The 14,160-nt window shown below is 71.2% G+C and carries 11 protein-coding genes and 1 pseudogene; 4 read left to right on the top strand and 8 right to left on the bottom strand.

The window, feature by feature from the left end:
• Positions 1-27 precede the first annotated feature (27 nt).
• A complete protein-coding gene (locus OHS16_RS12635) occupies positions 28-381 on the top strand; it encodes a VOC family protein (protein WP_328537281.1) in 354 nt (117 codons plus the stop codon).
• A gap of 72 nt (positions 382-453) precedes the next feature.
• Here the strand turns inward: OHS16_RS12635 and OHS16_RS12630 are convergent, their stop codons facing one another.
• From OHS16_RS12630 to OHS16_RS12605, 6 genes are all read right to left on the bottom strand, one after another.
• Positions 454-3,171: a fumarate reductase/succinate dehydrogenase flavoprotein subunit gene (locus OHS16_RS12630; RefSeq protein WP_328537280.1), complete on the bottom strand. Its 2,718-nt coding sequence runs from the start codon at positions 3,169-3,171 to the stop codon at positions 454-456.
• A 74-nt stretch (positions 3,172-3,245) separates the two neighbouring features.
• A complete protein-coding gene (locus OHS16_RS12625) occupies positions 3,246-4,016 on the bottom strand; it encodes an ABC transporter ATP-binding protein (RefSeq protein ID WP_328537279.1) in 771 nt (256 codons plus the stop codon).
• A gap of 3 nt (positions 4,017-4,019) precedes the next feature.
• The gene (locus OHS16_RS12620; protein ID WP_328537278.1) at positions 4,020-4,955 is read right to left on the bottom strand and encodes an ABC transporter permease; all 936 of its coding nucleotides are present in this window, start codon (positions 4,953-4,955) and stop codon (positions 4,020-4,022) included.
• Positions 4,952-6,313 (bottom strand): ABC transporter substrate-binding protein, encoded by a 1,362-nt coding sequence (locus tag OHS16_RS12615; RefSeq protein WP_328537277.1) that lies wholly within the window; start codon positions 6,311-6,313, stop codon positions 4,952-4,954. The genes OHS16_RS12620 and OHS16_RS12615 overlap by 4 nt, the downstream gene beginning before the upstream one ends.
• A 15-nt stretch (positions 6,314-6,328) precedes the next feature.
• Positions 6,329-6,556, bottom strand: a complete 228-nt coding sequence (locus tag OHS16_RS12610) for a 4Fe-4S dicluster domain-containing protein (RefSeq protein ID WP_328537276.1) — start codon at positions 6,554-6,556, stop codon at positions 6,329-6,331.
• A gap of 32 nt (positions 6,557-6,588) precedes the next feature.
• Entirely contained in the window at positions 6,589-7,359 is a 771-nt protein-coding gene (locus OHS16_RS12605; RefSeq protein ID WP_328537275.1) for a GntR family transcriptional regulator, read from the bottom strand.
• 256 nt (positions 7,360-7,615) lie between these two features.
• Between OHS16_RS12605 and recQ the strand changes: the two are divergent.
• Positions 7,616-9,490: pseudogene (gene recQ / locus OHS16_RS12600) on the top strand (DNA helicase RecQ); the annotation flags it as partial.
• 123 nt (positions 9,491-9,613) lie between these two features.
• Here the strand turns inward: recQ and OHS16_RS12595 are convergent.
• Positions 9,614-10,255, bottom strand: a complete 642-nt coding sequence (locus OHS16_RS12595) for a GOLPH3/VPS74 family protein (RefSeq protein ID WP_328537273.1) — start codon at positions 10,253-10,255, stop codon at positions 9,614-9,616.
• Positions 10,252-11,478, bottom strand: coding sequence for a fumarylacetoacetase (fahA, locus tag OHS16_RS12590; protein WP_328537272.1), 1,227 nt, complete (start codon positions 11,476-11,478; stop codon positions 10,252-10,254). Before fahA ends, OHS16_RS12595 begins: the two co-directional genes overlap by 4 nt.
• A gap of 176 nt (positions 11,479-11,654) precedes the next feature.
• Between fahA and OHS16_RS12585 the strand changes: the two genes are divergently transcribed.
• Both OHS16_RS12585 and OHS16_RS12580 read left to right on the top strand, forming a co-directional pair.
• A complete protein-coding gene (locus tag OHS16_RS12585; RefSeq protein WP_328537271.1) occupies positions 11,655-12,911 on the top strand; it encodes a carboxylate--amine ligase in 1,257 nt (418 codons plus the stop codon).
• 39 nt (positions 12,912-12,950) lie between these two features.
• Positions 12,951-14,150 (top strand): FAD-dependent oxidoreductase, encoded by a 1,200-nt coding sequence (locus OHS16_RS12580; protein ID WP_328537270.1) that lies wholly within the window; start codon positions 12,951-12,953, stop codon positions 14,148-14,150.
• Positions 14,151-14,160: the final 10 nt, after the last annotated feature.

The following is a 14,160-nucleotide window of genomic DNA, read 5'->3' as shown; positions in this document are numbered from 1 at the left end:
CGGTTGTTGTCCTGGCAAGATGACAGCATGGAACGTGTGCTCGGAATCGGCGGATACTTCATGCGGGCTGCAGACCCCGCGGTCCTGAGCGCGTGGTATCGCGATCGCCTGGGGTTGGACGCCGACGACCACGGTCTGTGGCGTCAGGGATCCGGGCCGACGGTGTTCGCCACGTTCGAGTCCGAGTCCGACTACTTCGGGTCCCGTGCCCAGCAGACCATGCTCAACTTCCGGGTCCGAGACCTGGATGCGATGCTCGCGCAACTGCGCGCCTCAGGAGCGGACGTGGCCGAAGAGACGCAGGACATGGAGGGTGTCGGGCGATTCGGCTGGGTTACCGATCCTGAGGGCAATCGGGTCGAGCTGTGGCAGCCCGCCTGACCGCGGTCATGCAGGCGGTGAGGTGCTGGTGGCCCATCAGGTTGTCGAGGTGTGCGTCCTGCTCAGCCCGCGTCAGACCGTGGCGGCACGGCCCGCGTACGCGCGGACGTCCGCGTCCGGGTCGTCGACGGCCGTGGCCAGCGCCGCCCCCGCCTCGTCCGTGGTGTGCCTGAGCAGGGCGATTACGGCCGCCTTGCGGACATCGGCGTTGTGGTCACGCAGAGCCCTGGCGAGTGCAGGCACCGCCGGCCCCGAGGCGGCCGAGGACAGGCCGGCGGCCGCGCCGGCCCGTACCTGCCATGCGGGGTCGCTCAGCGCGTCGCGGGCGGCTTCGGCCAGCGGGGCCGGGCAGCCCGTTGCGGCCAGGGACGCGAAGGCGGCGGCGCGGACCAGCACGTCGGGGTCGCGGGTCAGCGGTTCCAGACGGTGCGGTCCCGCGGCGGTCGCGCCGAGCCCCTTGGCGACGCCCACTCGCACCTCGCGGGACGGGTCGCCGGCGGCTCCCGCCAGGACGTCGACCGCGTCCACCGAGACCAGCGCCCGTACCGCCTCGATACGCACGTCGATGACCGGGTCCGCCAGCGCGGCGGCGAAGAGCGCGGTGTCACCCAGCCGCAGGGCGCGCAGGACATCCAGCGAGGTGGCGCGCACCCGGGGGTCGTCGCTGCCGGTGGCCGAGATCAGAGACGTGCCCAACTCGGCGTCCGGGGGCAGCACTTCGACCAGTTCCAGCAGAGAAGCCGCGGCCGCCGCACGCACGGTCGCGTCCTCGTCGGTGAGCGTGACGGCGAGCGCGGGCCCGGCGCCGGCCGGGACGGTCTCGGTGACCGTGGCCACGGCGGCTGCCCGGACCGCCGGATCGGGATCGGTCAGATAGGTCAGCAGATCGTCGAGTCCGGGCTCCTCATCGGCCAGTGCGTGCAGTTCGAGGATCCGGGGGGAATGCGAGCCGGCGGTGGCTCCCGGTCCGGGTACCGGAGAGACCGGCAGGGCGAGATCCCCGGAACCCGTCGGGGCCGGCTCGCGGGTTCCGGCTGTGGCGACGGGCAGCGGATGGACCTCGCCGATGAACCGGACCGCGCCGCCGGCCGGGGCGTACTCATCGACCGGCACCAGATAGGGCTCGACCGGTCGTGCGGTGAACTCCATCGCCCCGGTGGCCGACTTGCGCAGGTCGAGGTGGTGCAGCCACTCCTCGTCGTCGCGCTCCGGATGGTCCGTACGCTCGTGGTAGAGCCCCCAGCGGGACTCCGTACGGGCCAGTGACGAACGGGCCGCCATCTCCGCGCAGTCCCGGATGAAGGTGACCTCGGCGCACCGCATCAGTTCGTGCGGTGTCCGGGCGCCCATCTCCGCGATGTCCGACCGCATCCGCTCGAAGGTCTCGACGGCGAGCGAGAGCCGGGCACCGGACTTGGGCGGGGCGACGTAGTCGTTCACGAAGCGGCGCAGTTTGTACTCCACCTGGGGCTGCGGAGGCCCGTCCGGGGTGCGCAGCGGCCGGTAGATCAAATCGTGTGCCGCACGCAGCTGGTCCTGCGGAAGTTCACCCTCGTACACCCGGTGCCGGGCGGCGTCCGCGCCCGCCAGATCGCCGAAGACGAAGGCGCCGATCATGTAGTTGTGCGGAACGCAGGCCAGGTCCCCAGCGGCGTAGAGACCGGGAACGGTGGTCCTGGCGTGCGCGTCGACCCGTACCCCGGAGGCCGAATGGCCGCCGCAGAGGCCGATCTCCGAGATGTGCATCTCGATGTCGTGGGTGCGGTAGTCGTGGCCGCGGTTGGCATGGAAGGTGCCGCGGGTGGGACGTTCGGTGGAGTGCAGGATCGATTCCAGGGCGGACACGGACTCCTCGGGCAGATGGCTGAGCTTGAGGTAGACCGGGCCGCGGTCGCTCGCCACCTCCGCGGCGAACTCGGACATCATCTGCCCCGACCAGTAGTCGGAGTCCACGAACCGCTCGCCGTGCCGGTTGACCTGGTAGCCGCCGAAGGGGTTGGCGACATACGCGCAGGCCGGGCCGTTGTAGTCCTTGATCAGCGGATTGATCTGGAAGCACTCGATGCCGGTGAGCTCGGCGCCCGCGTGGTACGCCATGGCATAGCCGTCGCCCGCGTTGGTGGGGTTCTCGTACGTCCCGTAGAGGTAGCCGGAGGCGGGCAGTCCGAGGCGGCCGCAGGGCCCGGTGGCCAGGATGACGGCTCCGGCCCGTACCGGAACGAACTGCCCGGTACGCGTGTTGAAGGCCGCGGCGCCGATGGCCCGGCCGTCGTCCCCGGTCAGTACCCGCACCGGCATGATCCGGTTCTCGATCCGGATCCGTTCACGCATCTCCCGCCGCCGCAGCTGCCGGTACAGGACCTTTTTGACGTCCTTGCCCTCCGGCATGGGCAGCACGTAGGAACCCGAGCGGTGCACCTGGCGCACGGCGTACTCGCCGTGCTCGTCCTTCTCGAATTTCACACCGTAGGACTCCAGGCGCTGCACCATCGCGAAGCCGCGCGTGGCCGTCTGCCGGACGGTGGACTGGTCGACGATGCCGTCGTTGGCACGGGTGATCTCGGCGACGTAGTCGTCGGGCTCGGCCCGGCCGGGGATCACGGCGTTGTTGACACCGTCCATGCCCATGGCCAGTGCGCCCGAGTGGCGTACGTGCGCCTTCTCCAGGAGCAGTACCCGGGCTCCCTGTTCGGCCGCGGTGAGCGCGGCCATGGTGCCGGCCGTGCCGCCGCCGATGACGAGTACGTCGCAGGACAGCTCCTCGGCGTCGGCGAGTGCGGGGATCTGCATGGTGAGGTGCCTCTCAGGTGCCGGATCCATCGCCGGGCCGGATGCCCCGGTCAGCCGGCGGATCAGGTGGCGGGTCAGGTGCCGAGGGAGTCGAGAACGGTGCGGCGCAGGGCAAGGGTGGCGCTCGCGTCATGCGCGCCGCGGTCGCGTGGGGCCGGCACGTCGAGTACGCGGCCGGCGCCCAGGAGAGCGATCCGGTCACCGAGGAAGACGGCCTCGTCCACGTCGTGGGTGACGAAGACGACGGTCGCCCCGGTGCCGCCGAGCACATCGACCAGCAGCTGCTGCATGCCGGCCCTGGTCTGCGCGTCGAGCGCGCCGAACGGTTCGTCCATGAGCACGGCGCGCGGCTCTCCGGCCAGCGCACGGGCGAGCTGGACACGTTGGCGCTGGCCGCCGGACACCCGGTGCGGCAGGTACGCGGCGCGGTCGCAGAGCCCGACCCGTTCCAGCCACCGGCCGGCTCGCTCGCGGCGTTCCGGGCGCTTCAGTCCCCGGATGGCGAGCGGCAGTTCGACGTTGGCGCGCAGGGAGCGCCAGGGCAGCAGCGCGTCCTCCTGGAAGACCAGGGCGCGGTCGGCCGATGTCCCGGTGACCGGACGGCCGTCCTGGGTGACATCCCCGCCGAGCGGGGGGAGCAGCCCGGCGAGGGTGCGCAGCAGGGTGGATTTGCCGCAGCCGGACGGGCCCACGACTGTCAGGATCTCGCCCGGCCGGATGTCGAGGGTGACGCTGTCGATGACGAGGGCCCCTGGACGCCCCAGGGCCACGGCGTCCAGGGCCAGACGCGCGCCGCGAGGTGCGGCCCCGGCGGGGGAGAGGACGGTTTCCGGTGAGGTGGTCATGGGTCACGCCTCCTTGTCGACGAGGGTGCGGGTGTCCCGGCCGGTGCGCGGTACCTGTCGGCCGGCCGCGGTCCTTCCGGCCGTGGTCTCCCCGGCCGGTTCGCCGTCCCGGGGTCCCGGGGGCGGAGCCGCCGGACCCGTCGCCCGTACGGTGCGCGCAGCCGGCGCCGCTGCCACGGACTCCGTCCGCGGCAGCCACCGGGTCAGCCGCCGGCCCAGCTGTTCGACCGCGGTCGATGTCAGCCAGCCCAGCAGGCCGATGCTCGCCATGCCGACGAAGACACCGGGGTAGTCGACCACGGTGTAGTCCTGCCAGGTCCGGTAGCCGACCCCGTACTCACCGGAGATCATTTCCGCCGAGATCACACAGATCCATGAGACGCCGATCCCGACGGAGAGTCCGCTGAAGATGCCGGGGAGCGCCCCGGGCAGCACCACGGAGACCAGCACCCGGCCGCGGCCGCCGCCCATGGTCAGGACGGCTTCCTCCCAGACGGGTGTCAGGGCGCGTACCGCATGGCGGGTGGAGACCATGACGGGGAAGAACGCCGCGGTGAAGGTGATGAAGACGATGCCCTGCTCGTTGCTCGGGAAGAGCAGGATGGCCACCGGAACCAGGGCGATGGCGGGAATGGGGCGCAGCACTTCGAGTACCGGTCCGAGCAGGTCGGCGGCGGTACGGGAGCGGGCGACCGCAGTCCCGACCGCGACACCCGCGACCGCCGCGAGGGCGAAGCCGATGACGATCCGGGTGAGGCTGTCCGTGAGATCCGTCCAGTAGGTGCCGCTGGACAGCCGGTGCCCGAACTCCCTCGCGACGTCCACCACGGTCGGGAACTGCTCGAAGCGCAGCCACAGATTGATGTGCAGTCCGGTCAGCAGCTGCCACACCCCCAGCGCCACCAGCAGTGACAGGGCGCGCAGCGCATGGTGCCTCATGACGTGGCCTTCGCCCGGGCGGTTGCGTAGGAGATCTGCCGGGCGCCCGGATGGGCCGTGACGTAGGCCCGTGCGGTGGCCGCCGTGACGAACGGCTTCAGCCCGGCGCCGTCCCGCACCCACACCGCGTGGTCGGCGTACCAGAGAGTGCCGGTGGTCGCGTCGGGGACATAGACGGCGCGGACCCGGCCGCCCTGCCCCGCCGCGTAGTGGAGCGCCCGGGCCGGGGACGTGAAGGCCCTGGTCCTGTCGGCGCCCTTGAGCCACACCTCGCTCCGCGGAGCCGGGGCGGTGACGGCGAGCTGCTTGGCGTATCCGGCGCCGTACGCCGCCTTCACATAGCGGTCGTCGACGAATCCGTCGACGTCCACGTCACCGACCAGTTTCTCGGCCTTCAGGATCGAGACGTCCTTCTTCAGCGCGGAGACCAGCCGCGGCTTGAGTGTCGGATCGAAGGACGCGATGCCGTTCGCGCCGTTGTAGAGATAGACCGCTTCGGCGGGCAGGCCGGTCGCTGACGCGACCTTCTCCGCCGCCTGCACGGGGTGTTCGTGCAGATAGCCGGTCGCGGTGATCTGGGCGCGCAGAAAGGCCTTCAGTACGGCGGGGCGCTTCTTCGCGAAGTCCTCGCGGGCGGTCACCCCGTGGAAGGTCGGCAGATTGAGCGCAGCCCCGTCGTACAGCGCGGTCGCCTTGTGCTGGAACGCCAGCTGGCCCGGCCAGGCGACGAACTGCGAGAGCGCGTCCACGCTGCCCGACTGGAGCGCGGACGCCCCGACGGCCGGCTGCTGATTGAGCTTGTGGATGTCCTTCTCGGAGTCGATGCCCTCCCGCTGGAGCGCCCTCACGAGCGTGCCGTCAGCAGCGGAACCGATGCTGGTGGAGACCTTCTTGCCGCGCAGGTCCGCCAGCGAGGTGAGCGTGGAGCCGGGCTCGGTGACGATGGTGTTGAGGCCGCCGCGCAGGTTGTAGCCGGTGACCGAGACCAGCCGGGTCGGCCGGCGCAGCTGGGTGCCGCGAGCCGCGTTGATCAGCAGCGGGAAGTCGCCCATCGACCCGATGTCGATCTTCCCCGCCGTCATCTGGGCGGTGATCGGCGCGCCCGTCGCATAGTCCTGCCACTTCACCTTGTACCTGATGCCGTCGCGTGCGCCCAGTGCCGCCAGCTCCTTCTCGAAGGAGCCGAGGGAACGCAGCAGGGTCCCCGCGGTCACGGTGTTGATGGTCTTGGACTGGTACCCGACGGTGACGGTCACCGTGCCGTCGCCGGCGTTCGCCTCACCGCCGCAGCCCGCGACCAGCGGCAGGCCCATGGCGGTGGCCAGCAGAGGGATCAACGCAATCGCTTTACGTCGCATGGGGGTTCGCGCCTTTCACCGGAGCAGATAGGGCATGTTGACCGTGACCGCGCCGGTGGGACAGCGGGCGGCGCACGGGCCGCAGTACCAGCACTCGTCCACGTGCATGTAGGCCTTGCCGCTGTCGGGGTTGATCGCCAGGGAGTCGAGCGGGCACATCTCGACGCAGAGGGTGCAGCCGTCGATGCACTTCGAGTCGTCGATGGTCACGGGCACGTCGGCGCGCTGGGGGGCCAGAGGCACAGCTGTCTCCAGGAAGTGAGGTACGGGGGTGGTCAGCGGGCGCGGTGCAGCAGCCCGCTCATGGAGATCCGGTCGCCGCGGAAGCGGATGAACTCGAGGTCGACGGGCCTGCCGTCGGAGAGATGGGTGAGCCGTTCCAGCATCAGCACGGCAGCGCCACGCGGAGCCTGGAGCACGGCGGCGGAGTGCGCGTCGGCGTTGACGGCCTCAAGGGTGATCTCGGCGGTGCCCAGCGGCTGCCCGCTGAGGCTCTCGAGGAGCCGGAACACATCCGTGTTCTCCAGGTCGCAGCCCAGCAGTCGGCTCCCGATGTCCATCGGGACGTAGGTGAGGTCGAGGGAGAGCGGCAGTCCGTTCAGCCGCCGCAGCCGCTCGATGTACAGCACATCGGTGTGCTGGGGGATCCGCAGCCGTCCGGCGACGGGAGCGGGGGCGGGCACCGGACAGACCGTGCGCACCTCGTTGGTGACCTGCCCCTGCTCGTACAGGGTCTCGGCGAGCCCCTGCAGTCTGTTCAGGCCGTGGGAGTACTTCTCGCAGACCACGACGGTGCCGACACCCGGCTGCCGCTCGATGAGCTGCTCCGCGCGGAGCAGGTCGAGCGCCTGCCTGACGGTGTTGCGCGACATCCGGTAGTCGGTGCCGATCGCGTCCTCGTGGGGCAGTACGCCACCGGAGAACACACCGGTGAGCACCTGGCGGCGCAGCAGGTCGGCGAGCTGCCGTGCCTGGTCGGCACGGAGCCGTCGCCGCCGCGCGGCGGCGACCGGCGCGGTGTGCTCACGGGTGCGTTCGGCTGGCATGCGGTGGACCATACCGACGGTTGGTGGCGACTGGTGTTGCGGCAGTGTTGCGCCACCGGGCGGCCCTGCGGCGGCGGGCCTGACCTGGTCTTTTCCCTGGGCCTGTGGCAGATCTGCCACCACGGCGTCTCATTTCGCGTCTCACTGGGTGAGCTGTCCGGGGGCCGGGGCGTCCGGGGATGTCAGTGCGGGACCCTATCGTGGCTGGAGTGACCAGCAGCACGGGCAAGGGACGAGCACGACAGGGGACGGCGCGATGAGCGGGAGCGGCGAGGCGGTGGCGGAGCGAGCGCAGGGCGAAGCCCTGAAGACCCTGCACCGGGTTTTCGGCTACGACGCCTTCCGCGGCCGGCAGGAAGAGATCATCGGGCAGGTGGTGGACGGCGGTGACGCGGTCGTCCTGATGCCCACCGGCGGCGGGAAGTCCCTCTGCTACCAGATCCCCGCGCTGGTCCGGCCGGGCACGGGGGTGGTGATCTCACCGCTGATCGCGCTGATGCAGGACCAGGTGGACGCGCTGCGCGCGCTGGGGGTGCGGGCCGGCTTTCTCAACTCCACCCAGGATTTCGACGAGCGGCGCACGGTGGAGGCCGAGCTGCTCGCGGGCGAGCTGGATCTGCTCTATCTGGCGCCGGAGCGGCTGCGGGTGGAGGCCACCGTGGCACTGCTCGGCCGGGCCGAGATCTCCCTGTTCGCGGTGGACGAGGCGCACTGTGTGGCGCAGTGGGGCCATGACTTCCGGCCGGACTACCTGGCCCTCTCGATGCTCGGCGAACGCTGGCCCGGCGTACCGCGGATCGCCCTCACGGCCACGGCCACTCAGGCCACTCACGAGGAGATCACCCAGCGGCTCGGGATGAGCGGTGCCCGGCACTTCGTGGCGGGTTTCGACCGCCCCAACATCCAGTACCGGATCGTGCCGAAGAACGACCCGAAGAAGCAGCTCCTCGCCTTCCTCAAGGAAGAACACCCCGGGGACGCCGGGATCGTCTACTGCCTCTCGCGGGCCTCGGTGGAGCGCACCGCCCAGTTCCTCTGCAGCCACGGCATCGAGGCTGTTCCGTATCACGCCGGCCTGGACGCGGGCACCCGCGCCGTTCATCAGTCCCGGTTCCTGCGGGAGGAGGGACTGGTGGTCGTGGCGACGATCGCCTTCGGGATGGGCATCGACAAGCCCGACGTCCGGTTCGTCGCCCACCTCGATCTGCCCAAGTCCGTGGAGGGCTACTACCAGGAGACGGGCCGCGCCGGGCGGGACGGGCTGCCGTCCACGGCCTGGATGACCTACGGGCTTCAGGACGTGGTCCAGCAGCGGAAGATGATCCAGGGCTCGGACGGCGACGAGTCCTTCCGGCGGCGGGCCGCCGCGCATCTCGACTCGATGCTCGCCCTGTGCGAGACGGCCGACTGCCGCCGCGCCCGGCTCCTCCAGTACTTCGGGCAGGATCCGGAGACCCCTGCCTGCGGCAACTGCGACACCTGCCTCAGCCCGCCCGAGACCTGGGACGGGACGGTGGCCGCACAGAAGGTGCTCTCCACGGTGGTACGGCTGGAGCGCGAACGCAGGCAGAAGTTCGGCGCCGGCCAGATCATCGACATCCTGCTCGGCCGCAGGACGGCCAAGGTCATTCAGTTCGACCATGACCAGCTCTCGGTCTTCGGCATCGGCGACGACCTGTCGGACGTCCAGTGGCGGGGCGTGGTCAGGCAGTTGCTCGCGCAGGGTCTGCTGGCTGTCGAGGGCGAGTACGGCACGCTGGTGCTGACCGGGGCCAGCGGCTCGGTGCTGGCCCGTGAGCAGGAGGTCCGGCTGCGCAAGGAGCCCGAGAGGGCCGCGGTGGCGAGGACCGCCAAGGGTGAGAAGAAGGCGCGGGTGGCCGCCGATCTGCCCGACGAGGCGGTACCGGTGTTCGACGCTCTGCGGGCATGGCGGGCGGGGCAGGCCAAGGAGCAGGGCGTACCGGCGTATGTGATCTTCCATGATGCGACGCTCCGGGAGATCGCCACGGTGCGGCCGGGCTCGCTCTCCGAACTGGGCACGATCGCGGGGCTGGGCGAGAAGAAACTGGCCACCTACGGGCAGGACGTACTGGACGTACTGGCCGGTCCGGACGACGCCGAACCTCCGGCCTGAGCGGAGCGTTCCCCGCCCCGCCCCGCCCCGCCCCGCCCCGGACCGGCCGCCCGGACCACCGCGCCCCGCCCCGTCCGCGGCCATGGGCGGGAGCGGGAGCCGCGGGAAGCGGAGACCGGATCAGCCGCCGCTCCGGTTGGCCTTGTCCTGTCTGACGTTGCGGTACACCGCGTTGGGCGCCCACTCCGCGTGCATGGCCTCACGCATCGCCGCCCGTGACGCCCTTCCGCCCTGTGCGATCGTCCGCCCCAGACCGATGGCCGCCGCGAATCCGGCCAGCAGCCGGCTCCGGCGGTCCGGGAAGCCGCCGGCTTCCGCCGCCGCGAAGCGGGAGCGGACCTGGGGTGACCAGTTCTCCGGGCCGGCCGGGTGGCGGACGTACGGGAACACGCCCAGGAAGCGGTGTACCTCGCGGCGCAGGACGCCGTACTTCACCAGGTGGTCCAGATACAGGCCCGCCACCTGCCGGCCGGTGCGCCGGATCCATCCCCGGCAGCCGAAGCCGCCGGCGGACCCGCGCTTGTCCGGGGCCGGCAGGGACGCCATGATCTGAGCGAGCAGCGGATCGGGCGGCGCGAGCGGCTTGATCACCTGCACCCGGTCGCGTGACGCGGAGATCCGGCCCTGGAGTTCGAGCTCGGCCAGGACCGCCCCGGCCATCGCGTACCGGAGGTAGCGGTCGCTGCAGTACGGCTTGCCCCGCTGCGGGTCCAGCGCGAGCAGCAACAGCTCTTCGGGCAGGGTCGGTTCCGCCCGGCTCATGGTGCGGGCACGATCCTTCCGGACACGTCGCCGAGGCCGACCCTGGTGCCGTCGGGGCCCGGCGCCCAGGCCGTCATGGTGACCTCGTCACCGTCCTCCAGGAAGGTCCGCTTGCCCTCGGGGAGGCCGAGCGGTTCGGTGCCGTTCCAGGTGAGTTCGAGAAGGGAGCCGCGCTGGTCCGCTGCCGGTCCGCTGACCGTGCCCGAGCCGAAGAGGTCACCGGTACGCAGCGAGGCCCCGTTGACCGTCGTATGGGCCAGCATCTGGGCGGCCGTCCAGTACATGCCGGAGAAGGGCGGCGCCGAGACCTGGTGCCCGTTGACCGACACCGAGATGCGCAGATCGAAACCGCCCGGCTCCTCGGCCGATGCGTCGTCGAGGTAGGGCAGCAGCGGGAACTCACGGGCCGGCGGGGCTGTTCTCGCCGCGTCCAGGGCCTCCAGCGGGGTCACCCAGGCGGAGACCGAGGTGGCGAAGGACTTGCCGAGGAAGGGGCCGAGCGGAACGTACTCCCAGGCCTGGATGTCGCGCGCCGACCAGTCGTTGAGGAGTTGCAGGCCGAAGACGTGTTCACGGAAGTCGGCCAGCGTGACCGGGGTGCCCCTGCGGGACGGGACGCCGACGACGAAACCGACCTCCGACTCGATGTCGAGCTTGACCGAGGGACCGAAGACCGGCGCCGGGTCCGACGGCGCCTTGCGCTGGCCCGAGGGGCGCACGACATCCGTGCCGGAGACGACGACGGTGCCCGAGCGGCCGTGGTAACCGATCGGCAGATGCTTCCAGTTGGGGGTCAGCGCCTCCGAGTCCGGGCGGAAGATCCTGCCGACGTTCGTCGCGTGGTGCTCGCTCGCGTAGAAGTCGACGTAGTCGGCGACCTCGTAGGGGAGGTGCAGCGTGACGGCCGACAGCGGGTGCAGCAGTGGCTCGATGTCCGCGCGGTGCGCCGGGACGGTGACCCAGGCGGTCAGCGCGCGCCGTACGTCGCGCCAGGCCGTTCGGCCCGCCGCGAGCAGCGGGTTGAGGGAGGGGTGCGCCAGCAGTCTGCTGTACGGCGACCCCAGCGCGACTGCCGCCGCGCCCGCGTCCAGTACGTGATCGCCTATGCGTACACCCACCCGGCGCCGGCCGGGCTCTTCCCGGGTGGAGAAGACCCCGTAGGGCAGATTGTGCGGACCGAAGGGATCGCCTTCGGGAAGGTCGAGCGGGCTCTGCTCGGGCATCGGGTGCTGCCTCGCTTTCGGGTCTTGGTAGGGACACGTTACGTGGACTGCGGCTGCACCGTCAGTACCTAAAGAGTTCGTAATGTCCTGAAATTTCTAGGCGGAATGGGTCATTCCCCCCTTAGTTTCCCTCTGGGGAACGGCCGGGAGCGGGGACCTGGCCCTAGGGGGGACATGTGGCGAGCCGCAGGACTTCGTTCACGGCCGACCGGGACGTACCCGGTCTGATCGTGAAGATCGGCAACTACCCACTGCACCACGGCGGTGTCGGCGCGATCCGCAGTCTCGGAAGACTCGGGGTCCCGATGTACGCCGTCACCGAGGACCGCTGGACGCCCGCCGCGCAGTCCCGCTATCTGCAAAGGGCGTTCGTCTGGCCGACCACCGGAACGGAGGACCCCGAGCGGCTGGTCGACGGTCTGCTGGGGATCGGGCGTCTGATCGGCCGGCCGACCGTGCTGATTCCGACCGACGAAGAGGCCGCTGTCCTGATCGCCGAGCACCGTGCCGCGCTCTGCGGGCCCTTTCTCTTCCCGCGGGTGGCACCGGAGTTACCCAGGCGGCTGGCCAGCAAGCGCGGGCTGCACGAGCTGTGCGTGGAGCACGGGGTCGCGTCGCCGGCCGCCGCCTTCCCCGACTCGTACGCCGACGTCGAGGACTTCGCCGCGCACGCGCTCTTCCCGGTCGTCGCCAAGAACCGCGAGGCGTTCGTCCGCAGGAGCCGGCCCGCCGTCATCGGCACCACCCGCGTCCCGGACGCGGAATCCCTGCTCGCCCTCGCCCGGCGCTGGGGTGACCGGCCGGGAGTGATCCTCCAGGAGTACCTGCCGCGGGAGGAGGCGGAGGACTGGATCGTGCACGCCTACTTCGGCGCGGATGCCGAGCCGCTGGCGCTGTACACCGGGGTCAAGGTGCGGTCCTGGCCTCCGCACGCCGGGATGACGGCCCGCGCGTACGTGGTGGACAACCCCGAACTGGCGCGGATCGCGGCCCAGTTCGTGAAGGAGATCGGTTTCAGCGGGATCGCCGACCTCGATCTCCGCTACGACCGGCGCGACGGGCAGTACAAACTCCTCGACTTCAACCCGAGGATGGGCGCCCAGTTCCGGCTCTTCGAGAACGCGGCCGGCGTCGATGTCGTACGGGCGCAGCATCTTCATCTGACGGGGCGTCCGGTGCCGGGGGGCGGGCAGCGGACCGGTCACCGCTATGTCGTCGAGCACATCGATCTGCCCGCACTGGCCGCATACCGCCACAGCGGCTACACCACCCCGCACGCGCCCGCCCGGGCGAACGGCACCGAACTGGCCTGGCTGGCCGGGGACGATCTCCGGCCGCTGCTCGCCATGCTGGCGCGGCTCACGGTGCCGGGTGCCAGGCATCTGTACCAGCTCTGGCGCAGCACCACCCGCGGTGGCGCCGCGGTCAAGTAACGGGCCGGCCGGCCCGGCACCCTGGGGAGGGGACTGCTCATGATTCGTCCGGTGGCTGTCATCGGGGCGGGGCCTTACGGGCTGTCCGCCGCCGCCCATCTGATGTGGCGCGGCGTCCCGGTCCGGGTCTTCGGCTCGGCCATGGCGAGCTGGCGGGAGCGGATGCCCGCCGGAATGCTGCTGAAGTCGACCCCGGTCGCTTCCAGTATCGACGCACCGCAGCCGGGACACCGGCTGGTCGACTTCTGCGCGGACACCGGGACCACCCGCTACGAGTCGGACTGGGACCTGATCCGGGTGGAGGACTTCGCCGCGTACGGCGACTGGTTCGCGGCCCGGCTGCTGCCCGGCGTTGAGGACGTCAGGGTGGTGTCAGTGGACCGGACCCCCAGCGGGTCCTTCGAGCTGAAGCTGGACTCGGGGGAGGTGTTCGAGGCCCGAGCGGTGGTGGTCGCCACCGGGCTGTCGGGGCTGGCCCGGATGCCGTATGCGATGGACCGCCTCGCCGCGGACCCGACGGCGGGCGGCCTGGTCTCGCACACCTCCCACCACCGCGATCTGACCCGTTTCGCCGGGCAGGACGTCGTGGTCGTCGGCGCCGGTCAGTCCGCACTGGAGAACGCCGTGCTGATGGCGGAGGCAGGCGCGTCGTCGGTCCGGATCGTGGCCAGGACGCGGGGCGCGGTGGCCTTCGGTGACGCCCCCGACCGTCAGCCGCGGCTTGCTCCCGTCACCCCCTTCGGCAATGCCTGGTCGCTCTGGGCGCTGTCGAACCATGCCACCCGTGTCCGCCATCTGCCCGCACCGGCCAGGCACTATCTGGTCCGGCGGGTACTCGGACCGCTGGGCGCGTGGTGGCTGCGGGACCGCTTCACCGGGCGGGTCCGGGTCACCGAGGGGCGGCGCGTGGTCCGCGCGCGGGCTCGGGGAGGCAGGCCGGTGCTGACGCTCAGCGGCGGGGGCGGTGTCTCGGCGGAGCTGACGGCGGATCATGTGATGGCGGCGACCGGCTACCGGATGGACGTGGCGGCGCTCGGCTTCCTGGGCAGCGGACTGCGGGCGGCGCTGGTGACAAGCCGTGGCGCGCCGGTGCTGGACGGGGGATACGGCTCTTCGGTGCCGGGGCTGCACTTCACCGGGATCCAGGCGGCTTCGTCGTTCGGGCCCCTGATGCGGTTCGTGGTGGGCACCGAGTACGCGTCGCCCCGGCTTGCCGCGGCGTTGTCCGGGCGCGGGTGACCGGGGGCCC

This window comes from Streptomyces sp. NBC_00344 (assembly GCF_036088315.1).
Classification (GTDB): domain Bacteria; phylum Actinomycetota; class Actinomycetes; order Streptomycetales; family Streptomycetaceae; genus Streptomyces.
Note: the sequence above shows the minus strand (reverse complement) of the source record. Positions and strands in the feature narration are given on the sequence as shown.

Excerpts from the sequence above, each read along its gene's own strand:
- OHS16_RS12635 (WP_328537281.1), top strand. The coding sequence starts at position 28 with ATGGAACGTGTGCTCGGAATCGGCGGATACTTCATGCGGGCTGCAGAC.
- OHS16_RS12630 (WP_328537280.1), bottom strand. The coding sequence starts at position 3,171 with ATGCAGATCCCCGCACTCGCCGACGCCGAGGAGCTGTCCTGCGACGTA.
- OHS16_RS12625 (WP_328537279.1), bottom strand. The coding sequence starts at position 4,016 with ATGACCACCTCACCGGAAACCGTCCTCTCCCCCGCCGGGGCCGCACCT.
- OHS16_RS12620 (WP_328537278.1), bottom strand. The coding sequence starts at position 4,955 with ATGAGGCACCATGCGCTGCGCGCCCTGTCACTGCTGGTGGCGCTGGGG.
- OHS16_RS12615 (WP_328537277.1), bottom strand. The coding sequence starts at position 6,313 with ATGCGACGTAAAGCGATTGCGTTGATCCCTCTGCTGGCCACCGCCATG.
- OHS16_RS12605 (WP_328537275.1), bottom strand. The coding sequence starts at position 7,359 with ATGCCAGCCGAACGCACCCGTGAGCACACCGCGCCGGTCGCCGCCGCG.
- OHS16_RS12595 (WP_328537273.1), bottom strand. The coding sequence starts at position 10,255 with ATGAGCCGGGCGGAACCGACCCTGCCCGAAGAGCTGTTGCTGCTCGCG.
- fahA (WP_328537272.1), bottom strand. The coding sequence starts at position 11,478 with ATGCCCGAGCAGAGCCCGCTCGACCTTCCCGAAGGCGATCCCTTCGGT.
- OHS16_RS12580 (WP_328537270.1), top strand. The coding sequence starts at position 12,951 with ATGATTCGTCCGGTGGCTGTCATCGGGGCGGGGCCTTACGGGCTGTCC.